The organism is Antarcticirhabdus aurantiaca (assembly GCF_009765365.1).
GTDB lineage: Bacteria > Pseudomonadota > Alphaproteobacteria > Rhizobiales > Rhizobiaceae > Antarcticirhabdus > Antarcticirhabdus aurantiaca.
The window spans coordinates 130466-153756 of record NZ_VTOM01000010.1 but is presented as its reverse complement, the minus strand read 5'-3'; the positions used below and the strand labels follow the sequence as shown (position 1 = coordinate 153756).

At 69.4% G+C, this 23291-nt stretch carries 15 protein-coding genes; 1 reads left to right on the top strand and 14 read right to left on the bottom strand.

Annotated elements, in window-relative coordinates; translation table 11 throughout:
* The first annotated feature begins 50 nt into the window (after positions 1-50).
* Positions 51-1268 (top strand): GGDEF domain-containing protein, encoded by a 1218-nt coding sequence (locus FZN60_RS13995; RefSeq protein ID WP_158874103.1) that lies wholly within the window; start codon positions 51-53, stop codon positions 1266-1268.
* Here the strand turns inward: FZN60_RS13995 and glgB are convergent.
* The 14 genes from glgB to xdhA form a co-directional block, all read right to left on the bottom strand.
* Positions 1210-3471, bottom strand: coding sequence for a 1,4-alpha-glucan branching protein GlgB (glgB, locus tag FZN60_RS13990; RefSeq protein ID WP_158874102.1), 2262 nt, complete (start codon positions 3469-3471; stop codon positions 1210-1212). The two genes, FZN60_RS13995 and glgB, sit on opposite strands and share 59 nt — an antisense overlap.
* Positions 3471-6809, bottom strand: coding sequence for a maltose alpha-D-glucosyltransferase (gene treS, locus FZN60_RS13985; protein WP_158874101.1), 3339 nt, complete (start codon positions 6807-6809; stop codon positions 3471-3473). Before treS ends, glgB begins: the two co-directional genes overlap by 1 nt.
* Before the next feature lie 18 nt (positions 6810-6827).
* Positions 6828-8864: an alpha-1,4-glucan--maltose-1-phosphate maltosyltransferase gene (locus FZN60_RS13980; protein WP_158874100.1), complete on the bottom strand. Its 2037-nt coding sequence runs from the start codon at positions 8862-8864 to the stop codon at positions 6828-6830.
* A gap of 136 nt (positions 8865-9000) precedes the next feature.
* A complete protein-coding gene (locus FZN60_RS13975) occupies positions 9001-9849 on the bottom strand; it encodes a fumarylacetoacetate hydrolase family protein (RefSeq protein WP_158874099.1) in 849 nt (282 codons plus the stop codon).
* A 117-nt stretch (positions 9850-9966) separates the two neighbouring features.
* Entirely contained in the window at positions 9967-11391 is a 1425-nt protein-coding gene (gene guaD, locus FZN60_RS13970) for a guanine deaminase (protein ID WP_158874098.1), read from the bottom strand.
* Positions 11388-12641, bottom strand: coding sequence for a urate hydroxylase PuuD (locus tag FZN60_RS13965; protein ID WP_158874097.1), 1254 nt, complete (start codon positions 12639-12641; stop codon positions 11388-11390). The genes guaD and FZN60_RS13965 overlap by 4 nt, the downstream gene beginning before the upstream one ends.
* 220 nt (positions 12642-12861) lie before the next feature.
* Positions 12862-13509: a YdcF family protein gene (locus tag FZN60_RS13960; protein ID WP_158874096.1), complete on the bottom strand. Its 648-nt coding sequence runs from the start codon at positions 13507-13509 to the stop codon at positions 12862-12864.
* A 68-nt stretch (positions 13510-13577) separates the two neighbouring features.
* Positions 13578-14669 (bottom strand): BMP family ABC transporter substrate-binding protein, encoded by a 1092-nt coding sequence (locus FZN60_RS13955; protein WP_158874095.1) that lies wholly within the window; start codon positions 14667-14669, stop codon positions 13578-13580.
* Between the two features lie 68 nt (positions 14670-14737).
* Positions 14738-15664 (bottom strand): ABC transporter permease, encoded by a 927-nt coding sequence (locus FZN60_RS13950; RefSeq protein ID WP_158874094.1) that lies wholly within the window; start codon positions 15662-15664, stop codon positions 14738-14740.
* Positions 15661-16788: an ABC transporter permease gene (locus tag FZN60_RS13945; RefSeq protein ID WP_158874093.1), complete on the bottom strand. Its 1128-nt coding sequence runs from the start codon at positions 16786-16788 to the stop codon at positions 15661-15663. Before FZN60_RS13945 ends, FZN60_RS13950 begins: the two co-directional genes overlap by 4 nt.
* Entirely contained in the window at positions 16788-18329 is a 1542-nt protein-coding gene (locus tag FZN60_RS13940) for an ABC transporter ATP-binding protein (RefSeq protein WP_158874092.1), read from the bottom strand. The genes FZN60_RS13945 and FZN60_RS13940 overlap by 1 nt, the downstream gene beginning before the upstream one ends.
* Positions 18313-19218 carry a xanthine dehydrogenase accessory protein XdhC gene (gene xdhC / locus FZN60_RS13935; protein ID WP_158874091.1) on the bottom strand — a complete coding sequence of 302 codons (906 nt, stop codon included), beginning with the start codon at positions 19216-19218 and terminating at the stop codon, positions 18313-18315. Before xdhC ends, FZN60_RS13940 begins: the two co-directional genes overlap by 17 nt.
* A gap of 208 nt (positions 19219-19426) precedes the next feature.
* Positions 19427-21823: a xanthine dehydrogenase molybdopterin binding subunit gene (gene xdhB / locus FZN60_RS13930; protein WP_158874090.1), complete on the bottom strand. Its 2397-nt coding sequence runs from the start codon at positions 21821-21823 to the stop codon at positions 19427-19429.
* Entirely contained in the window at positions 21823-23286 is a 1464-nt protein-coding gene (gene xdhA / locus FZN60_RS13925; protein ID WP_158874089.1) for a xanthine dehydrogenase small subunit, read from the bottom strand. Before xdhA ends, xdhB begins: the two co-directional genes overlap by 1 nt.
* Positions 23287-23291 lie beyond the last annotated feature (5 nt).

The following is a 23291-nucleotide window of genomic DNA, read 5'->3' as shown; positions in this document are numbered from 1 at the left end:
GTTCGGATTCCGAGTGCTATGGGGATCTGCGAACAGGACCAGGGGGTCGAATGCGCCTCGACGTGCTCACGCTCTACTACCTGCTCGTCGGCACGTCCGTCCTGATGGTGGCGCTGACGTTGTGGGAGAGCCTATCGGCCGGCCGCCGCCACCTGGAATTGCGCCTGTGCGCCGCCGCCTACGTCCTCTTCGCCCTCGGCTCCTCGCTCCTTCCCGCGGTGTCCGAAACGCCGATCCTGATCGGCCGCGGCCTGTCCCACGTCATGATCGCCTGCGGCTACGCCGTGCTGATCGCCGCGGTTGCCGCGCTGACGGGGCGGCGCGCCTGGCGCTGGCCGCTCTTCGGCTTCTGCGCCGCCTACGCCGCGGTGTGGCTGCCGCTCGCGCCCTTCCTGACGAACGTCTCGTGGTTCTGGATCTCGTCCCTGACCATCGCGGGCATCAACCTCGTCGGCGCGGCGCTCGTTTGGCGCGGGCGCAGCATCGCCGATCTGCGCGCGCGCCCACTCCTCGCCGCGACCTTTCTGGTGCATGCCGCCGTCTACCTGGTGCGGCTCCCGATCCTGCTCGCCGCCGACAGCGCGGGGGCCGTTCGCCATAGCCTGGCCGTCGCGACCGTCTTCGAGGGGGTCCTCTTCGCCGTCGCCGTGCCGGCTCTGTTCATCGGCGCGATCCGCGAGGAGCGCGAGCAGCAGCTCGTCGCCGCTTCGCGCACCGACTTCCTGACCGGTCTCGACAATCGCCGCGCCCTGTTCCAGGAGGCGCTCCGCCTGCCCGCCGACGCGCCCCACGCGCTGCTTCTCGCCGACCTCGACCACTTCAAGCGCGTCAACGACAGATACGGCCACGAGACGGGCGACCACGTGCTGAAGCTCTTCGCCCGCGTCGCAGCGGCGGAGCTGCCGCCGGGCGCGATCATCGCGCGGCTGGGCGGCGAGGAGTTCGCGGCGATCCTGCCGGGCACGCCCGAGGCGGTGGCCGCCACCGCCCGCCGCCTCGCGTCCCGCTTCACCGAAGCGACCCGGCGCTTCGAGGCGCTCGACGCGGAAATCACCGTCAGCATCGGGCTTGCCGCCCTGTCCTCCGGCTCCGGAAGCCTCGCCGACGCGCTGCGCGCGGCCGACGCCGCGCTTTACCGGGCGAAGGCAGAGGGGCGCGACCGCGTCGAGATCGACGCGGCCACCCCGCTTCCCGAACGGCCGCTGCGATTCAACCGCGCGGCGACTCGTCCGGCACGAACACCATGGTCGACAAAGGCGGCAGGCTGAGCTCCAGCGAATAGGGCCGGCCCTGGATCCAGCCCTCGTCCGCCTCGCGCTCGCCCATGTTGCCGACGTTGGAGCCGCCGTAGATGTCCGCGTCGGTGTTCAGCGCCTCGCGCCAGCGCCCGCCATGCGGCACGCCCACGCGGTAGCCGTGGCGCGGCACCGGCGTGAAGTTGCAAACCACCACCGCCGTTCCGCCGTGCCTGTCCTTGCGCAGGAACGACAGGACCGAGTGGTCCGCGTCCGCCGTGTCGATCCACTCGAAGCCGGTAGGGTCGCAATCGTTCTCGTAGAGCGCGGGCACGCCCCGATACAGCGTGTTGAGATCGCGCACGAGCCGCTGCACGCCGCGATGCTCGCGGCCTTCGTCGCCCTCCAGGAGGTGCCAGTCCAGCGACTGGTCGTGGTTCCACTCGCCCCACTGCCCGAACTCGCCGCCCATGAAGAGCAGCTTCTTGCCGGGATGGGCCCACATGAAGCCGAAATAGGCGCGGAGGTTGGCGAACTTCTGCCAGCGATCGCCTGGCATCTTGTTGAGGAGCGAGCCCTTCCCGTAGACGACCTCGTCGTGGGAGAGCGGCAGGACGAAGTTCTCGGAGAAGGCGTAGACCATCCCGAAGGTCATCAGGTGCTGGTGGTAGCGCCGGTTTATCGGGTTTTCCTGCATGTAGTGCAGGGTGTCGTGCATCCAGCCCATGTTCCACTTGAAGTGGAAGCCGAGCCCGCCCGCATAGGTCGGCCGGGACACGTTCGGGAAGGCCGTCGATTCCTCGGCGTGGGTCGTGGCCTTCGGATAATACTCGCCGGCCTTCTCGTTGGTCTCCTTCAGGAAGGCCATGGCCTCGAGGTTCTCGCGCCCGCCGTGGATATTCGGCTCCCACTCGCCGTGGTTGCGCGAGTAATCGAGGTAGAGCATCGAGGCGACCGCGTCAACGCGCAGGCCGTCGACGTGGAAGCGATCGAGCCAATAGAGGCCGTTGGCGACGAGGAAGTTCTTCACCTCCGTCCGGCCGTAGTCGTAGATCAGCGTGTTCCAGTCCTTGTGGAAGCCGCGCCGCGGATCGGGATGCTCGTAGAGCGCCGTCCCGTCGAAGCGGCCGAGGCCGTGCACGTCGGTCGGGAAGTGGCCGGGCACCCAGTCGAGAAGGACGCCGATCCCGGCCTGGTGGAACGTGTCGACCATGCGGGCGAAGCCGGCCGGATCGCCGAAGCGCGAGGTCGGCGCGTAGAGCCCGATCGGCTGGTAGCCCCAGGAGCCGTAGAAGGGGTGCTCCGACACCGGCATGAACTCGACGTGGGTGAAGCCCATGTCGCGGACGTAGTCGACGAGCTGACCGGTGATCTGGTCGTAGTCGAGGTAGACGTTGCCCTCGCCCCGCTTCCACGAGCCCAGATGCACCTCGTAGATGGAGATCGGCTTGTTCGCGTCCTGCCAGTCTTGCCCTTGCGCGCGGAACGCCTCGTCCTGCCACTCGTGCTCGACGAGCCCCTCGACGATCGAGGCCGTGGAGGGCGCCAGCTCCTGACGGAAGCCGACCGGATCGGCCTTCAGCGGCTGGCGGTCGCCGTTCGGGCCGATCACCTCGAACTTGTAGGTCTCGCCCCGGCCGATACCGGGAATGAACAGCTCCCACGAGCCGCACTCCCAGCGCCGGCGCATGACGTGCCGCCGGCCGTCCCAGGCGTTGAAGTTGCCGACCACCGACACCCGGCGGGCGTTCGGCGCCAGGACGACGAAGGCCGTGCCCTGAACGCCGTCCATCTCCCGGGGATGGGCGCCGTACTTCTCGTAGAGCTTGTAGTGCCGCCCTTCGGCCAGGAGATAGGCGTCGAGGTCGGACAGGATCGGACCGAAGCGGTAGGCGTCCTCCTCCTCCCAGTCCACGCCGTCATGGGTGAAGCGGAAGCGGTAGGCGCCCTCGCCCGCGAGGCCGGGCACGAAACCGGAAAAGAAGCCTTCCGGCCCGAAGCGCTCCAGTTCGGCGAGAACGGCGCCGCCCGCGCCGTCGACGACCTTGGCGCCCTCTGCGCCGGGGCGGAAGGCACGCACGATCGCCCCGCCCTCCACCACGAAGCGGCCGAGGACGGCGAAGGGATCGGCATGGCGTCCGGCGGCGATGTCACGCGCTTGATGCTCGTCCGGCCGGTGATCGATGCTGCCGGCGACGGAAGCGGCGCCGGACGCGTCGTTCGAGAAGGCGTTCATCAAAGGACCCGATGCTTTTCGAGGAGAGACACGATCCCGCGCAGCGGAATCGACAACCAGGCGGGACGCATCGCCGCCTCGTAGCGGAGTTCGTAGAAGGCCTTTTCCAGCACGAACAGATCGAGAAGCTCGGCCGTTCCCGGCACGTCGAGATCGATCCCCGCCGCGTCCGACCAGTTCTCCAGGAAGGTCTCGGACACCTCGTCGCGCCAGCTCGTCGCCATACGCGCGAGGCGCTCGCTCGTTCCCCCGTCCGCCGGACCCGCCTTGTCGCGCGCGGCGAAGGCGGCGTAGTCGAAGGACCGCAGCATGCCGGCCACGTCCTTCAGCGGCGAGGTTTTGGCGCGGCGCTCGTCCAGCGAGCGGCCCGGCTCGCCCTCGAAGTCGAGGATGACCACGTCGTTCTTGGAAACAAGGAGCTGGCCGAGATGGTAGTCGCCGTGGATGCGCGTGGCGGGCGTGTCGACGTCGAGGTTCCGCAGGCCGTCGAACCAGCCGAGGATGGCTTCGCGCGCCGACAGGACGCGCGCGACTTCCGCGGCCAGCGGGTCGGCGGCGTCGACGGGATTGCGCTGGAGAATGGCGAGCGCGCCTTCCGCTTCCTCCTTCGCCTTGTCGATCACGGCGCCGAGGCGCTCCTTGGAGAGCGGCTCGGGATCGAAGTCGGGGTCGCCGGACACGGTGGCGAGCGCGGCGTGCATCTCGCCGGTCCGCCGCCCGATCGTTTCGCCCGCATCGATCCGGCTTTGCAGCCGCGGCTCGGACAGGGCCCCGACGTAGCCGTTCTCGTCGGCGATCGGCTGGAAGGTATAGGCGTGGTCGCGCAGGTGCTGCGACAGGGCGTCGGTGACGGCGGTCCAGGCGTCGCCCTGGTTCTCGACCCGCTCGAACAGCGCCGCGAGCGCCGTTTCGCTGCCGTCCGCCCGCTCCAGCGTGATCGAGCCGAGAAGCGCCGGCGTGTTGCGGAAGGCAGTCTTCTCGGTGAGGAAGCGCGTCACCTCCAGCTCCGGCTGCACCCCGTCGCGAAGGCGTCGGTAGAGCTTCAGGATCGCCGGCTGGCCGAACAGGATCGTGGTGTTGGACTGCTCGCCGGAGATCGGCGCGACGCCGTCTTCCGACACGTCGGCCGTCCCCGCCAGGAGGTCGCCCGCGGCCTGCGACGTCTCGATGCGCAGGCGGCCGGTCTCGCTCAGCGGCAGCGTCGCGTCGCCCTTGCGGATCAGCTCCACCATCATCTTGACCAGCGAGGGATCGCGCGACCCGTCGAGGATCGCGCCGACCTGCGGCCCCTGACGGATCTTCATCAGCGTGTAGGGCAGCGTCGGGGCGTCGCGATGCAGCCAGTTCTCGCCCCACTTGGCCGAGAGCGGCAGGAAGTAGCGCTGCTCGCCCGCCGCCGTGTTCACCGTCACCTCGTTGAAGGCGTGGCCGCGCGAGCTGCCGGCGGGCGTTCCGAGAACGTCGAGACGGGCGCGGCCCGGCCGGTCGGACTTGCCGGCGAACCAGCGCTGCCCCGCGACGAAGGCCGTGAGCACGGTCTCGACCTCGCGGCGGTTGCGTTCGTTCAGCGTGGTCCGCAGGTCGCCGGTCACGACGATCGTGGTGAAGTCGGGCAACGGCTGAGGCTCCGTCGTCGGTGCCGCGACGCCGTCGGCGCCGGGCGTCAGGTCGAACCAGAAGAAGCCGTAGGCCGGCAGCGTCAGCGTGTAGGTGCCCTGCCCGATCGCGGGGAAGCGCGACAGGCCGAGCATCTCGAGCGGCACCGTCCCGGCGTAGGCCGACAGGTCCAGCTCCACCGCCTGCGCCCGCGACGACAGGTTGGCGACGCAGAGGATGCGCTCCTCGCCGTGCTCGCGCAGGTAGGCCAGGACCTTGCGGTTCGCAGGATAAAGGAAGGTGATGGTGCCGCGACCGAAGGCCTGGCGCGTGCGCCGAACCTGGACGAGGCGGCGGGCCCAGTTGAGGAGGCTCGACGAGCTGTTCGACTGCGCCTCGACGTTGATCGCCTGATAGCCGTAGACCGGATCCTGGATCGGGGGCAGGTAGAGCCGCTGCGGATCGGCGCGGGAGAAGCCGCCGTTGCGGTCGGCCGACCACTGCATCGGGGTGCGCACGCCGTCGCGGTCACCGAGATAATAGTTGTCGCCCATGCCGATCTCGTCGCCGTAGTAGACGACGGGGGTGCCCGGCATGGACATCAGGAGCGCGTCGAGAAGCTCGATCTTGCGCCGGTCGTTGCCCATCAGGGGCGCCAGGCGGCGGCGGATGCCGAGATTGATGCGCGCCCGCGTGTCCGCGGCGTAGGTCGACCAGAGATAGTCGCGCTCCTCCGCGGTCACCATCTCGAGCGTCAGCTCGTCATGGTTGCGCAGGAAGATCGCCCACTGACAGTTGTCGGGGATCTCCGGCGTCTGGCGCATGATGTCGGTGATCGGGTGCCGATCCTCCTGCGCCAGCGCCATGTACATGCGCGGCATCAGCGGGAAGTGGAACGCCATGTGGCACTCGTCGCCCTCGCCGAAATAAGGGCGCGTATCCTCCGGCCACTGATTGGCCTCGGCGAGCAGCATCCGGTCGGGATAGTGCTTGTCGAGGTCGGCGCGGATGGCCTTCAGGACGTGGTGCGTCTCCGGCAGGTTCTCGTTGTTCGTGCCGTCGCGCTCGACGAGATAGGGGATCGCGTCGAGCCGCAGCCCGTCGACGCCCTTGTCGAGCCAGAAGTGCATGACGTCCAGCACCTCGGCCAGGACCTTCGGATTGTCGAAGTTGAGGTCCGGCTGGTGCGAATAGAAGCGGTGCCAGAAGTACTGGCCGGCGACCGGATCCCAGGTCCAGTTCGAGGTTTCCGTGTCCAGGAAGATGATCCGGGTGAGGTCGTAGCCCTTGTCGTCGTCCGCCCAGACGTAGAAGTCGCGCTCGGGACTGCCCTTCGGGGCGTTGCGCGCCGCCTGGAACCAGGGATGCTGGTCCGAGGTGTGGTTGATCACGAGTTCGGTGATGACGCGAAGGCCCCGCTTGTGGGCCTCCTCCACCAGCCGCTCGAAGTCCTCCATCGTGCCGTAGGAAGGGTTCACCGAGTGGTAGTCGGCGATGTCGTACCCGTCGTCGCGCAGGGGCGACGGGTAGAAAGGCAGAAGCCAGATCGCGGTGACGCCGAGCTGCTGGATGTAGTCGAGGTGGGAGATCAGTCCCTGAAAGTCACCGATGCCGTCGGCATTGGAATCGGCGAAGGTCTTGACGTGCAGCTGGTAGATGATCGCGTCCTTGTACCAGTCGGGCGCGTTTAGGTCGGGCGTGTTCGCGCCCTGGTCGACCGTGATCGTGGCGAGCTCGTTCATGAAGTGAGTCTTCGCTCCTTAATCGGTGATCCTGAAGACGCGATACGGGCATTCCTTCGGGTCGATCCACCAGTGCTGCATCTTGCCGTGCCAGGCGAAGCCGTGGCGATGAACGAGATCCTCGACCTGAACCGTGCCGTTGTCCGGCAGACCGAGCTCCCAGAGCGGCACCTCGAAGTGCCCGCCCTGCGCGTTGAACGGGTCGAGGCAGACCATGAACAGGAGGTAGGAGCGCCGGTCGGCGGTGCGCTTGGCGTAGTAAAGGATCTGGTCGTTCCAGAAGTTGAAGAACTGGAGCGAGCGGAAATCGCGCATCGCCGGCTCGGCGCGACGCAGATCGTTGAAGAAGGCAATGTCGTCCCGGATGTTGCCCTCCGCCCGCCAGTCGAAGGCGCGCAGCTCGTACTTCTCAGAATTGAGATATTCTTCCTTGCCGGGAACGGGCAGGAATTCGCAGAGCTCAAAGCCGGAATAAACGCCGTAGTTCCCGCCCAGCGTCGCCGCCAGAGCGAGCCGCGTCCGGAAGCCCGGTCGGCCGCTGGTCTGGAGATAGCGCGGATTGATGTCGGGCGTGTTGACGAAGAAGTTCGGCCGCATGTACTCGGCGCACTCCTCGGTCGTCAGCTCCTTCAGGTACTCTTCCAGCTCCCACTTGGCGTTCCGCCAGGTGAAGTAGGAATAGGACTGATTGTAGCCGACCTTGGCGAGGCGCTTCATCACCTTCGGGCGCGTGAAGGCTTCCGCGAGGAAGATCGCGCCGGGATCCACTTTCCGCACCTCGGCGATCATCCACTCCCAGAACGGGAAGGGCTTGGTGTGCGGGTTGTCGACGCGGAAGATCCGCACGCCCTTGTTCAGCCAGAACAGGACGATGTCGCGGAGAGCGTACCAGATCGAGGGCAGCGCGCCGCGATAGAAGTGGACATTGACGATGTCCTCGTACTTCTTCGGCGGATTCTCGGCGAACTTGATCGTGCCGTCAGGACGCCAGTCGAACCATTCCGGATGCTCCTTGATCCAGGGATGGTCGGGCGAGCACTGGATGGCGAAGTCGATCGCCACCTCCAGCCCGTGATCCTTCGCGGCCGAGACCATGCGGGCGAAGTCGTCGAAGCTGCCGAGCTCGGGATGCAGCGCGTCGTGGCCGCCCTCGTGCGAGCCGATGGCGTAAGGCGAGCCGGGATCGGTCTCGCTGGGCGTCAGCGTGTTGTTCTTCCCCTTCCGGTTGGTCTTGCCGATCGGGTGGATCGGCGGGAAGTACAGGACGTCGAAGCCCATCTCCTGGATGTCGGGCAGGCGGGCGATCACGTCGTCGAAGGTGCCGTGGCGGTTCGGATCGCCGGACTGCGAGCGCGGGAAGATCTCGTACCAGGCCGAGAAGGCCGCAGCTTCCCGATCCACCCAGACCGGCACGTCGATGGGATAGCGCGTGAGGTTGGTGCGCTGCCCGCAGGCGTAGAGCAGCTTCACCGTTTCCGGGTCGGTCAGGAGGGCGTAGCGCCCGTCCATGTCGCCCCGGCCCTCCAGCTTGTCGTAGCTCGCGATGAGCTTCGCCAGGGCCTTGGCGTCGTTCTTGGAGCCGCGCCCCGAGCCTTGCGCCTCGACGAGGAGGTTTCTCGCCTCCTTCATCTCCAGCTCGGTCAGCTTGCCCGCGTCGCGCTTCTTGGTCGCCTCGTCGCGCCAGGTCGCGTGAAGGTCCCGCCAGGCGATGATCGAGTAGCGGTAGGGGCCGGGCGTCGGGAACGAGACCGTCGCGCGCCAGCGATCGTTTTCCCAGAAGACGAGCGGCGTCTCCTGCCACTCGCCTCCCGCCGGGCCGAAGATCACGGCGCAGGCGATCTTGTCGTGCCCGTCGGAGAAGACGTCGGCCTCGATGTCCAGAGGCTCGTTCTCGAAGCGCTTCACCGCGAAGCGGCCGGCGTCGATCTCCGGCGCCACGCCCTCGATGGCGAGCCGGCTCTCGGCGAGCTGGAGCAGCCGGGCCTCGCTTTCGGGGTCGCGCCTCGGCGCGACCGGCTTCTTCGTCTTGCGGGCAATCTCGACAACGTCGGCCATGAATCGTCCTTCGCGGCGTCGTTCTGAACAGCGGGTCGGCCGAAGGCCTCGCCCTCGACGAGGGACAAACGATCCGGCCCGCCCCGGGTTTCGCGGGAAGTGGGGCGCGCCGCCCCGCTGGCGAGGGGTTGGCCGGCTATTCGCCGGAGAGGCGCACGACCTGTCGCTGGCTGCCGAGCAGCGGCGATCCCAGCGTGACGATGTCGCCGTCCTTGAGGTAGCGCGGCGGCTTCATGCCCATGCCGACGCCGGCCGGGGTGCCGGTCGTGATGACGTCGCCCGGCATCAGGCGCATGAAGTTCGAGAGGTAGGACACGATCTGCGAGAAGCCGAAGATCATGTTCGCCGTCGTGCCCGTCTGCATGCGCTCGCCGTTGACGTCGAGCCAGAGCTCGATGGCCTGCGGATCGTCGATCTGGTCCGGCGTCACCAGCCAGGGGCCGAGCGGGCCGAAGCCCGGCGCGCTCTTGCCCTTGGTCCATTGCCCGCCGCGCTCGCGCTGCCAGTCGCGCTCGGACACGTCGTGGCAGAGCGTGAAGCCCGCGATGTGGGCGAGCGCCGCGTCCTCCTTGATGCGCCAGGCGGGATCGCCGATGACGACGGCCACCTCGACCTCCCAGTCGAGGCTCTTGGAATCGGACGGCAGAGGGATCTCGTCCATCGGGCCGGACAGGCTCGACGGCGCCTTGTTGAAGACCACCGGCTCCTTCGGGATCTCCGCGCCGCTCTCGCGGGCGTGGTCGGCATAGTTCAGCCCGATCGCGATGAAGTTGCCGAGCCGCCCGACCGGCGGTCCGATGCGGTGCGAGGGGTCGGCCTTGGCAAGGCTCTTCGGGTCGAGCGCGCGCAGCCGGTCCATCGTCGCCCGCGACAGGTGATCCCCGGCCAGATCGTCGATTTCCTCGGACAGATCGCGAAGCACGTTCTCCGCATCGATCAGTCCCGGCTTCTCCGCCCCCGCCTCGCCGTACCGCACCAGCCGCATCGCCCGTCTCCGTCCTCGCGTTGAACCGCGAAGGCAGATAGGCGCCGACCACAACTTGTCGCCCCCGTCCGCGCGAGGGAGCACCGAAGCACCCCCGTCGTCGCGCGATAGGCCGACCTATTGCTGCTGCGCGGCCGCCGCCTCGCCCGCCTGCGGGCCGAGCTGCGCGTCCGGCATGGTCGCGCGCGCGGCATGGGCCGGCCGAGCCGGGCCCGAGCGCCGATCGAAGACCCGCCGCCCAGCCGCGTAGGTCGCGACCGTCGAGCGCTCGTCGCCCAGAACGAGCAGCGCGAAGAGCTCGTCCGCGAGATTGTCGACCCGCTCCATCCGCCGCCGCAGCGCGGTGGTGGCCTGACTGTCGAGGACGACCATGTCGGCTTCGAGACCCGGCGCGATCCGCCCGATGCGCTCCTCCAGCCCCATGGCGGCGGCGTTGCCCGCCGTCATCATGTGGAAGGCCTCAAAGGCCGGCAGCGTCTGGCCCCGCAGGGCCAGCACCTTGTAGGCCTCCGACGCGGTCCGCAGCATGGAATAGCTCGTTCCCCCGCCGATATCGGTCGCGAGACCGACCTTCACGCCCTCGACCCGCGCCCGCGCGAGGTCGAAGAGGCCCGAGCCGAGGAACAGGTTCGAGGTCGGGCAGAACACCGCCGTCGCCCCGCCCCTCGCCATCGCCCGCCATTCCCGGTCGCCGAGATGGATGCAGTGCCCGAACAATCCCTTCGGCCGCACCAGCCCGTAGCGCTCGTAGACCGCCGTGTAGTCCGCCGCCCAAGGGAACAGCTGCTTCACGAAGTCGATCTCGCCGAGGTTCTCCGACAGGTGCGTCTGGACGTGAAGGTCCGGATGCGCCCGCGCCAGCGCCGCCGTCGCTTCCAGCTGCGCCTCGCTCGAGGTCGGGGCGAAGCGCGGCGAGATCGCGTATTCCAGGCGTCCGCGCCCGTGCCAGCGCGCGATCAGCGCTTCCGAATCCGCCGCGCCTTCCTCGGCCGCGTCGAGGAGGGCCGGCGGGGCGTTTCGGTCCATCATCACCTTGCCCGCGACCATGCGCAGGCCGCGCGAAAGGCTTTCCGCGAAGAAGGCGTCGACCGAGCCCGGATGCGTCGTGCAGAACACGGCGGCCGTCGTCGTGCCGTTGGCGAGCAGCTCGTCGAGCAGGAAGCGCGAGGCGCCCGCCGCCACGGCCGGATCGCCATAGCGGCTTTCCTCGGGAAAGGTGTACTTCTGCAGCCATTCCATCAGCTCGGCGCCGTAGGAGGCGACGACCTGCGTCTGCGGCATGTGGAGGTGCGGGTCGATGAAGCCGGGCAGGATCAGATGCGGCCGGTGGTCGGCCACCATGACCTGCGCCGACAGCTCCCGCAGCATGGCCGGCGCCTCGCCGACCGCCTTGATCAGGCCGTCCTCGACGAGAACGAGCCCGTCCTCGATGTAGCGCACGGCCCCCCGCCCGCCGCTCGGGACGAGCGCCGGGTCGGCGTCGAAGGACAGCACCCGCCCGCGGATCGCGAGCGGCGCGACGGACGTCGCCGCCGCGCTCATCGGTTGAGACCCGGCGCGTCGCCGTCGGCGATCCACGAGGCCAGCACCTCGCGCTCGGCCGGCTCCAGCCCCGTGACGTTGCCCGGCGGCATGGCGTGCGAGCGCACCGCCTGGCGCTCGATCAGCGGCGCGTTGGCGACGATCTCGTCGCGCGTTTCCAGAAGCACGGCCTTGGGCGCGACGCCGATGCCGGGATAGAGCGGCGCCTTGGCGTGGCACATGGAGCAGCGCGAGAGCACGATGCCCTCGACCTCGTCCATGTGCGCGGAGCTCGCCAGCGCCACCTGCGGATCCTTGCTCCAGCGCACCGCTTCCGCGGCTTCCGCCGGCTCGCCCGCCCGCCAGCCGGGCGAGCCCGACAGCGTGATCACCGCCGCGAAGAGAACGCCCGCCACGACCCAGCACCACCAGAGATTCCGGCCCGTCTTGTGGTGGGTGTTGAAGTAGTGCCGGATCACCGCGCCCATCAGGAGCACCAGCCCGGCGATCACCCAGTTCCACTCCGTCGCGAAGGCGAGCGGGTAGTGGTTGGACAGCATCAGGAAGATGACGGGCAGCGTCAGGTAGTTGTTGTGGAGCGAACGCTGCTTGGCCTCCATGCCGAGCCGCGGCTCCGGCACCTTGCCGGCCTGGAGGTCGGCGACCACGATCTTCTGGTTCGGGATGATGATGAAGAACACGTTGGCCGTCATGATCGTCGCGATCATCGCGCCCGTGTGCAGCATCGCGCCGCGCCCGGAAAAGACCTGGGAGAACAGGAAACTCGCCGCGACGACGTAGACGAAGAGGACCGCGAGGAGCGCCGTGTCGTTCCTCTTCAACGGCGATTTGCACAGCGCGTCGTAGACGAGCCAGCCGACGGCAAGGCCGCCCATGCCGATCAGGCTCGCGCCCCAGACCGGCAGGTCGGCCTTCTCGCGGTCGATCAGGAAGAGCTCGGCCCCGAGATAGTAGACAAGGAACAGGAGCGCGAAGCCCGAGAGCCAGGTCGCGTAGCTCTCCCACTTGAACCAGGTCAGGTCCTCCGGCATCCCGTCGGGCGCCACCATGTACTTCTGGATGTGGTAGAAGCCGCCGCCGTGGACCTGCCAGGCCTCGCCGCCGACGCCGTGCGGTGCGACGCCCCTGGGCTTGCGGAGCCCGAGGTCCAGCGCGATGAAGTAGAAGGACGAGCCGATCCAGGCGATCGCGGTCACGACGTGCAGCCAGCGCACGCCGAACTGCAGCCACTCGGAAAAATAAGTCCACATGGGAAGTCCCCCGAGGCGCGCCCCCTTGTCGCGCAACCTCCGATGCCGGTCGATCCGCCCCGGTCCGAGCGCGGCGGATGACACGCGCGGCGCTCGTGAGCCCTCCGCCGTTCAGGAGACGGTTGGGAAGGCGGGCCTGATGGGTGGAGCCGCGAAACGCATGGGCTCCCGTCCATGGATACGGGCAAACGCCCGCGAACCCAAGAGGCGCATCGGCGCCTCAATCCAAAAAGTTGCGCTCCGGCAGGAGGTGCCCGTCGAAGCCCTGCCCGATCAGGACGCGCCAGGACGCGAGAACGTCCTTCGGAACGTCGACCGGCACCTGGAAGCCTTTCCCGGGATAGGCGAGCATCCGGTGGATGTCCCCGACCAGTTCCTCGACGATCCCGAGGACGCCGATCTGGTTCGACACCCCGTCCGGAAATTCGAAGGCCGGCGCGGCCACGCCCGCCTCCAGATCCGGCCACTGCACGGGGATCGTCGTCGCCAGCCGCCGCACCGAGTTCGGCTTGGTGACGAAGGTCGCGGCCCGCGCCTGCGGCACGAGCCGGCGCGCGAAGGCGACGTTCTCCGCAAAGTTCGACGCCCGCGGCTCGACGATCAGCCGCGCCTCCGGCAGACCCCGCGCCCGCGCGATCCGCGCGAAAACCTCCGCCTCCGCCTTGTCCCAGAGATGCTTCGTCCAGTTCCCCGTGCCGCCGGTGAGGAGCATCCGTTCGAACCCGCCCGCGTCGAAGAGGTCGCAGGCATATTCGCAGACCCGCACGTCGTAGGACCCGCAGACGACGAGGAGGTCGCCCTCCACGATCCGCCGCCCCTCGCCCATGAAGCGCCAGAGGCGGAGCGCGTGCGCCATGGTCGGGTTCATGCGGCCTCCCGCCGGACAAGCGGAAGGGCGCGGGTCGGACCCGCGCCCTTCCCCGATTCAGGCGGTCCTCAGCCCTGAACGCCCTGGATGTACCAGTCCATCTTGAGGAGATCCTCGTCCGGCACGACGACGCCCGCCGCGATCTTCTCGGCGCCGCTCTGATCGGCGATCGGGCCGGTGAAGACCTCGTAGGTGCCGGCCTTGGTGTCGTCGATGATCTTCTGCGCCGCAGCCTTCACGTCGGCCGGCATCTTCTCGTTGAAGGGGGCCATGGCGACCTCGCCTTCCTTCATGCCGAGCCAGACGTTTTCCGGCTTCCAGGAGCCGTCGATCACCGCCTGGACGCGGTTCACGTAGTACGGGCCCCAATTGTCGACGATCGCGGTCATGTGGGCGTTCGGCGCGAAGCTCGTCATGTCCCAGGCCTGGCCGAAGGCGATCGCGCCGCGCTTCTCGGCTTCCTGGAGAGGGCCCGGCGAGTCGGTGTGCTGGGTGATGACGTCGGCGCCCTGGTCGAGCAGCGCGCCGGTCGCCTGCGCTTCCTTGGCCGGGTCGTACCAGGAGTTCACCCAGACGACCTGCGTGGTGAACTCCGGGTTGATCTTGCGCGCGGCGAGCGTGAAGGCGTTGATGCCCATCACGACCTCGGGGATCGGGAAGGAGGCGACGTAGCCCGCCTTGCCCGACTTCGACATCATCGCGGCGATCGTGCCGAGCACGGCGCGGCCCTGATAGAAGCGCGAATTGTAGAGGCCCATGTTCGGGCCGGCCTGGTAGCCCGTGCAGTGCTCGAAGCGGCCGTCCGGGAACTCGCGGGCGACGCGCAGCGTCGGGTTCATGAAGCCGAACGAGGTCGTGAAGATGATGTCGTTGCCGTCCTGCGCCAGCTGGCGGATGACGCGCTCGGCGTCCGGTCCCTCGGCGACGTTCTCGACGAAGCTCGTGGTCACCTTGTCGGCGCCGAGCTGCTCCTCGAGATACTTGCGGCCCTGGTCGTGGGCATAGGTCCAGCCGAAGTCGCCGACCGGGCCGACGTAAACGAAGGCGGCCTTGACCGGGCGGCCGGAGACCTGGGCACTCGCGCCGCGCGGCATGAAGGCCGTGCCGAGCGCCAGGGCGCCGGCACCCGCGATGACTTGGCGGCGGTTGAGGGTGGACATTCGAGACTGCTCCTTGGGGTCGATGGCGCGGCGATGGCGCGCCGGCATGAAAGGCTTGAAGGTGAGGATCACGCGCTCGCCCGGAAGGGCTTGGCCAGGCAGGCGGGCGCGGCGAGGCGCGCGCTCGCCCGGCGGGACGAGATGAGCGCGAGAACGAGGATGGTGGCGAGGTACGGCAGGCTGGTCAGGACTTCCGGCGCGAGGAAGCTCCAGCCCGCGGCCTTGGCCTGAAGCTCGAAGGTGATGACCGCGCCGAAGAGGTAGGCGCCGAGCAACAGCCGCCCGGGCCGCCAGGCGGCGAAGACCACGAGCGCGATGGCGATCCAGCCGCGCCCCGCCGTCAGCCGCTCGGCCCACATCGGGGTGAGCACCAGCGAGTAGTAGGACCCGGCGATGCCTGCCATCGCTCCGCCGAACAGCACCGCGAGGTAGCGCACGCCGATGACGCGGTAGCCGATCGAGTGGGCGGAGCTGTCGGACTCGCCGACCGCCCGCAGGATCAGCCCGGCCCGGCTCTTCGACAGGAACCACCAGACGCCGAGCGTCATCAGCAGCGAGAAGTAGACCAGCGGCGAGTGGCCGAAGAGGATGCGCAGGATCGGGTCGGTTGCGAGGTTCGCCGGGAAGACGAGCCCGAGCGTGCCCGTGGTGATGCCGACGAAGGAGGCGCCCAGCAGCGCCGATACGCCGGTGCCGAAGATCGTCAGCGCCAGGCCGGTCGCCACCTGGTTGGCGGTGAGCGTCAGCGTCAGGTAGCCGAAGACCATCGAGGACAGCGCCGCAGCAAGCGCCGCGGCGAGGACGCCGAGGCTCGGCACGCCCGTCGCGCTCGCCACGATGAAGGCGGTGACGGCGCCGATCAGCATCATGCCCTCGACGCCGAGGTTCAGGACGCCGGCCTTCTCGACCACGAGCTCCCCGAGCGCCGCGATGAGGAGCGGCGTCGACGTCGCGACGACGGCCATGAGGATGGATACCGCGAGTTCCGGCGTCATTCGGCAGCTCCGGGAACGGCGCGGGTCGCAGGTGACGCGGTTACCGGGAGGGCTCTCGCCGGCGGCGCGCCCTTTCTCACCAGCCGGTAGCGCACGAGAATGTCGGAGCCGAGCAGAAAGAACAGCAGCATCGCCTGGAAGACGCCGACCGCCGCGGCCGGCAGGCCGACCGTCGTCTGCGCGCTCTCGCCGCCGACGTAAGTGAGCGCCAGGACAAGCGCCGCGGCGACGATGCCGAGCGGGTGGAGTCGCCCGAGAAAGGCGACGATGATCGCGGTGAAGCCGTAGCCGACGGGGAAGGTCGGCACCATCTGCCCGAACGGCCCGGAGACCTCGAAGGTGCCCGCCATCCCCGCCAGCCCGCCGCCGATCAGGAAGGACATCCACACGACCCGCGTCTCGCGGAAGCCGGCGAAGCGCGCGGCCTGGGGCGCCGCACCGACGACGCGCACCTGGAAGCCCGCGAGCGTGCGCGCCATCAGGAACCACATGGTGAGGGCGGCGGCGAGCGCCACAGGCACGCCGAGGTGGATCAGCGTTCCCGGGATCACCCGCGGCAGCGTCTGGTCGAGCGAGAACATCGCCGTCTGCGGGAAGCCGAAGCCCATCGGGTCGCGCCAGGGCCCGCGCATCAGGTAGAACAGGAGCTGAACCGCGACGTAGTTCAGCATCAGGCTCGACAGGATCTCGTTGACCCCGAGCCGTACCCGCAGGAAGGCCGGAACGGACGCGTAGACCATGCCGCCGAGGACGCCCGCGACGACCATGGCGGGCAGGATCCACAGCCCCTGCATGTCGAGCGTGAGCAGCGCGATGCCTGTCGCGGCCAGCGCGCCGAAGACGTACTGCCCTTCCGCGCCGATGTTCCAGACGTTCGCCCGGAAGCCGACCGCGAGCCCGGTCGCGATCAGCGTCAGGGGCGCGGCCTTGACCAGGAGGTCCTGCCAGCGATTCGAGTTCAGCAGCGGCTGGATGAAGATCGCGTTCACCGCGCCGAAGCCGTCATAGCCGAGCGCCGTGAAGAGCAGCGCGCCGACGATCAGCGTCGCGAGCACCGCGATCACGGGCGCGGCCCAGACCATGGCCTTCGACGGCTCGCGCCGCGGCTGGAGCACAAGCGCCATCAGGCCGCCCTCGGAGCCGTGTCGGCATCCGCATCGTGCGCGCCGTGGACGCCGCCCATGAGGAGGCCCACCCGCTCCACCGAGATGGTCTGCACCGCCATCGGCTCCGACAGCCGCCCCTCGTTGAGCACCGCCAGCCGGTCGCAGAGCTCCAGCAGCTCGTCGAGATCCTGGCTCACCACCACGATCGCCGCGCCCTTGGCCACGAGATCGATCATCGACTGGCGGATGAAGGAGGCCGCGCCCGCATCCACGCCCCAGGTCGGCTGCGAGACGACGAGCACCGCCGGCTCCTGGCAGATCTCGCGGCCCATGATGAACTTCTGCAGGTTCCCGCCCGAAAGGCTCCCGGCAGTCGCCCCCGGCCCGGTCGCCTTGACGCCGAAGGCCTTGATGACGGCGCCGGCATAGTCCCTCGCCGCGCCGAAGCGCAGGATGCCCTTCGCCGACAGGCCCTTCTTCGCCCGCGCCGAGAGAAGCGCGTTCTCCGTCAGCGTCATGCCGGGCACGGCGGCGTGGCCGTTGCGCTCCTCGGGCACCGAGGCGAGCCCCGCCCGGCGCCGGTCGGAGACCGACAGGCCCTCGATCGGCCTGCCCTCCAGGCGGATCTCGCCCGAGACGCCCTCGCGCCGCTCGCCAGAGATCACCGCCAGAAGCTCGTTCTGCCCGTTGCCGGCGACGCCCGCGATGCCGAAGATCTCGCCCGAGCGCACGGAAAAGGAGATGTCCTTCAGGCTCGTGCCGAAGGGCGGCTCGCCCGGGGCCGACAGGCGCGACACGGCGAAGCGCTCGGACCCGAAGCTGCGGCCGGCCTTCACCGACAGGTCCTTCAGCGAACCGCCGATCATCAGCTCGGCCATGGACCGCGCGGTCTCGGCCCGAGGGTCGCACTGCGCCACCACCTTGCCGCCGCGCAGGATCGTGGCGGAGGCGCAGAGCGCTTTGATCTCGTTGAGCTTGTGCGAGATGTAGAGGATCGAGCAGCCGCTGTCGGCCAGTTGGCGCAGCGTGCCGAACAGCTGCTCCACCTCCTGCGGGGTGAGCACGCTCGTCGGCTCGTCCATGATCAGGAGCTTGGGTCGCTGCAGGAGCGCGCGCACGATTTCGATGCGCTGGCGCTCGCCGACGGAGAGCGTGTGCACGTCGCGATGCGGGTCGAGCGACAGGCCGTAGGTGTCGAGGACGCGCCGCACCTCGGCCTCGAGGGCGCTCGCCGGCGGCGGGTCGTCCATGCCGAGCGCGATGTTCTCCAGGACCGTCATCGCCTCGAACAGCGAGAAGTGCTGGAACACCATCGCGACGCCGAGCGCCCGTGCGGCCTTGGGCGAGCCGATGTCGACGGCTCGCCCGTCGATCGAGACTGTGCCCTCGTCGGCCCGCTGCACGCCGTAGATGATCTTCACCAGCGTCGACTTGCCGGCACCGTTCTCGCCGAGCAGCGCGTGGATCGTGCCGGGCTGGACGGCGAAGGAAACGGCCTCGTTGGCGACGACGCCGGGAAACCGCTTCGTGATGCCGGAAAGCTCAAGACGCGCGGGCATGGGCGGGCGGTTCGCTCCTGGAATGGTTCGGGTCACTATGGCATTCGGCCTCTCGCCCTGCCAAGCCTTCGTTCAGCTTTTCCCCCTGATTGGAAAAGAGGCAGAAGGCCACATCCGCGGCTGCCAGCGCCGCGATGACGGCGGGCCGCTTGTCGCGCAGCCGCGAGCCGCCGATCGGGCAGATGAGGCGCTCGGCGTCGGCCTCTCGCGCCTCGGCGCGAAGCTGCGAAACGAGCCGCGCCCGCTTCGTCTTCGAGCCGATCATCCCGACATAGGCCGCGTCGCCACGCGCTAGAGCGGCGGAGGCCAGCAGGAAGTCCAGCCCGTGGTCGTGCGTCATCACGAGAAAGGCGGAGGCCGGGGGCGCGTCCGCCACCACGCTTTCGGGGATCGCCGCCAGCACCGCCTCGACGCCCGCCGGCGCGTCGGCCAGAAGGTTCTCCCGGTTGTCGACGAGGACCGCCCGCAGCGGCAGCGGCGCCAGGGCACGCGCCAGCGCGATCCCCGTATGCCCTGCCCCGAAGACGTAGGCGTGCGGCCGCGCCGCGCGCTCGGCCGCCTCCTTCGCCTCGAGCCGCGCCAGCAGGCCGGCATCCACCGCCTCCAGCGCGAGCCACACCCGCCCGCCGCAGCACTGGCCGATCCGCGGCCCCAGCGGCACGTCCATCTGCGCGACGGCCTCGCCCTTCGCGATCATCCCCCGCGCCCGAAGCACCGCCTCGAACTCCAGCCGCCCCCCGCCGACCGTGCCGGCCGCATCGTCCGCCGTCACGAGCATGCGCGCGCCGGCTTCGCGTGGGGTGGAGCCCTCGGCGCGGGTGATGGTGACGAGCACGGCGGGCGAGCGGGCGGACAGGGCGGTGCGCAGGAGGGGGAGGAGGTCGGTCACCTCGCCCCTCCGGGAGCGAGCGACGCTCCGCGGATCGCATCGGAAAAGGCCCTAGCCCTCTCCCGTCCATGGGAGAGGGTGCCCCGAAGGGGCGGATGAGGGTTTTTCCAGAAGGTGCTGTGGCTGGAGACCCTCATCCGCCTGCCGGCACCTTCTCCCGAAACGGGAGAAGGAAGCTCTTCGACGGCGGCACCTCCTGCGATACCGCTCACCCCCGCACCTCGTTCACCGCCGCCAGCACGCGCTCGGGCGTGGCCGGGGCGTCGAGCGCTTCGGGGAAGCGCCGCCCCTTCCCGGCCGCGATCACAGCATCCGTCAGGGCGGAAAATGCCGAGATCGCCAGCATGAAGGGCGGCTCGCCCACCGCCTTGGAGCGGAAGATCGTCTCGGCCCGGTTCTCGCCCTTGGTCCAGAGCGCCAGGCGGAAGTCGTCCGGGCGGTCGTTGGCGGTCGGGATCTTGTAGGTCGAGGGCGCGTGGGTGCGCAGGCGCCCCGCTCCGTCCCACCACAGCTCCTCGGTGGTCAGCCAGCCGAGGCCCTGCACGAACCCGCCCTCGATCTGGCCGCGGTCGAGCGCCGGGTTCAGCGAGCGCCCGACATCGTGGAGGATGTCGACGCGCAGGAGCCGGTTCTCGCCGGTCATCGTGTCGATCACGACCTCCGAGCACGCCGCCCCGTAGGCGAAGTAGTAGAACGGCTTGCCGCTCGCCGTTTCGCGGTCGTACGAGATGCCCGGCGTCGCGTAGAAGCCCGTCGAGGACAGCGACACCCGGGCGAGATAAGCCTCCCCCACCAGGTCCCGAAACCGCTTTTCCTGATTGCCGATCCTCACCCGGTTCGGCAGGAAGACCACCTGCTCGCGCGGCACCTGATAGCGCTCGCAGGCATAGGCGATCAGCCGGTCCTTGATCGTGCGCGCCGCGTTCAGCGCCGCCATGCCGTTGAGGTCGGAGCCCGACGACGCCGCCGTCGCCGAGGTGTTCGGCACCTTGGCCGTCGTCGTCGCGGTGATCTTCACGTGGGTCACGTCGATCTGGAACTCCTCGGCGACGACCTGCGCCACCTTGGTGAAGAGCCCCTGCCCCATCTCCGTGCCGCCGTGGTTCAGCGCGACCGAGCCGTCCTTGTAGACGTGGACGAGCGCGCCGGCCTGGTTGAGGTGCGTCGTCGTGAAGGAGATGCCGAATTTTACGGGAGTCAGCGCCAGCCCCTTCTTCAGGTGCGGGTTGCCTTCGTTGAAGCGCTTCACCGCTTCCCGCCGCGCGCGGTAGTTCGACGTTTCCTCCAGCTCCTCCACGATCTCCCCGATGACGCTGTCGGTCACCGGCATGCCGTAGGGCGTCGTCTCCGCCCCCTCCGCCGGGTAGAAGTTGCGCTTGCGCAGGTCCAGCGGGTCGAGCCCCAGTTCGAAGGCCGCGCGGTCCATCGCGCGCTCCATGCCGAGCATGCCCTGCGGGCCGCCGAAGCCTCGGAAGGCTGTGTTCGAGACCGTGTGCGTCTTCAGACGCCGCGAGGTGATGCGCGCCGCCGGCAGCGCGTAGGCGTTGTCGGCGTGGAACATCGCCCGGTCGGCGATGGCCCCGGACAGGTCGCGCGAATAGCCGCAGCGGATGAGGTGGTCGAACGCCGCCGCCTCGACGCGCCCGTCCGCGTCGAAGGCGAGGTCGTAGGCGATCCGCGCCTCGTGCCGCTTGCCGGTCATCTCCATGTCGTCGTCGCGGTCGAGTCGGCATTTCGCGGGCCGTCCCGTCTTGTGGGCGGCGAGCGCACACACGGCCGCGAAGAGCGCCGGCTGCGATTCCTTGCCGCCGAAGCCGCCGCCCATGCGCCGCACCTCGACCGTGACGGCGTGGTCGGGCACGTCGAGCATCTTGGCGACGTTGTGCTGCACCTCGCTCGGATGCTGCGTCGAGGAGCGCACGAGCACGTCGCCGTCCTCGCCCGGCAGCGCGTAGGCGATCTGGCCTTCGAGGTAGAAGTGGTCCTGGCCGCCCATCTCCAGCCGGCCGCGCACGCGGCGGCCGGCACGGCCGAGCACCGCGTCGGCGTCGCCCTTGCGCATCTCGTGCGGCGGCAAAAGGTCCTCGCCCGCCGCGTCCGCGGCGGCGAGCGCCGCGTCGAAATCCACCGCGTGCGGCAGCGCCTCGTAGTCGGCGCGCGCGAGCTTGGCCGCCGCCCGCGCCTGATGGATCGTCTCGGCCGCCACCGCGAATAGCGGCTGGCCGACATATTCCACCTTGTCGGTCGGAAAGATCGGATCGTCGCCGAAGACCGGCGAATAATCGTTCTGCCCCGGAATGTCCGCCGCCGTCAGGACGGTGACGACGCCCGGCGCCGCCTCCACGGCCGACAGGTCCATCGAGACGATCCTCGCGTGAGCGTGCCGGCTCATGGCGATGAAGACCTGCAGCATGCCCGGCGGCTCGGGATCGTCGTCGAGGTAGCGGGCCGTGCCCGTCACGTGCTTGGCCGCGCTGTCGTGGCGCAGCTCCGCGGCGACGCCGCCGCGGATGCGGGCCTCGAGAACCGGCGCCTTCTCGCCGGGCGCCTCGGCCGGGTCGATCGTGCCGGCTTCGCCGCGATCCTGGATACGCGTTTCCTGCATCACGCGACCTCCGCCGTGACCGCGAAGAGGTCGTTGCGCCCGCCCTCGTGCTCGGCCGCGAAGCGCCGGATGAGGTTGCCCGCCGCCTCCAGCCGGTAGCGGCTCGATGCCCGTATGTCCGTCAGCGGCGCGAAGTCCTTCGCAAGCGCCGCCGCGGCGCGGCCTGCAGCTTCGGCCCCGAACGCCTGCCCGATCAGCGCCGCTTCGGCCGCCTTGGCGCGCTTCGGCGTCCCCGCCATGCCGCCGAAGGCAAGCGCGGCGTCCGTGACGATTCCGCCTTCGATCTTCAGCCGGAAAGCGGCCATGACGGCCGAGATGTCCGAATCGAAGCGCTTCGAGATCTTGCGCGCGAAGAACGCCTCGTTGTTTCCCAGGTCCGGCACGTCGATCGCCGCGACGAACTCGCCCGGCCGCCGGTCTTGCTTGCCGTAGTCGAGGAAGAAGTCCTCCAGCCGCAGCCCCCGCATGGAATCGCCCATCCGGAGGTGCAGCCCGGCGCCGAGGGCGATGAAGCAGGGCGCGAGGTCGCCGATCGGCGAGCCGTTGGCGATGTTGCCGCCCAGCGTTCCCATCGCCCGGATCTGATGGCCGGCGAAGCGCCGCATCACCTCGCCGAGATCGGGATGGATGCGCGTCAGCGCGGAAATCGCCGCCGCGTGGCTGACGCCCGCCCCGAAGATCGTGCGCCCCGGCGCCTCCTCCACCTGGCGCAGGTCCCAGACCCGCGACACGTCGATGAGGAGCGGCAGTTCCCGCTGCTGCTTCGTGACCCACAGGCCCACATCCGTCGCCCCGGAGATCAGGACGGCATCGGGATGGGCGGCATAGGTGTCCGCCAGCTCGTCGACGTCGCGCGGCGCGAACCAGCGCCCGCCGGGCGCCTCGTAGGCGAGCATCGCCTCGCCGCCGAGCGCCGCCAGCCGCTCCGCCAGCGCCGCGTCCGCCGCGGCGTCCAGCGGCGGGGCCTGTCCCGCCAGCGACAGCCCGGCGTCCACGATCGGCCCGTAGCCCGTGCAGCGGCAAAGATTGCCGGAAACGAGGTCCTTCACCGACTGGCGATCGGCGATCTCGCCGTTCAGCCAGCCGACGTGGAGCTGCATGGCGAAGCCCGGCGTGCAGAAGCCGCACTGGCTCGCATGGCTGTTCACCATCGCCGCCTGGACGGGCGCGAGCCCTTGCCCGCCGATCGCCTCGATCGTCTCGACCGAGCGCCCGTGCAGCGCCGGCACGAACTGGATGCAGGCGTTCACCGCCCGGCGGCGGATGCCGCCCGCGCCGTCGGGCTCCGACAGCATCACGGTGCAGGCGCCGCAGTCGCCTTCCGCGCAGCCCTCCTTCGTGCCCGTCAGCCGCTCGGCGCGGCGCAGGTGCTCCAGGATCGTCGTCGTCGGCTTCACGCCCTCGATCACGCGCTCGCGCCCGTTGAGGAGATAGCGGATCGGCCCCTTCTCGTGCGCCATCATGCCTC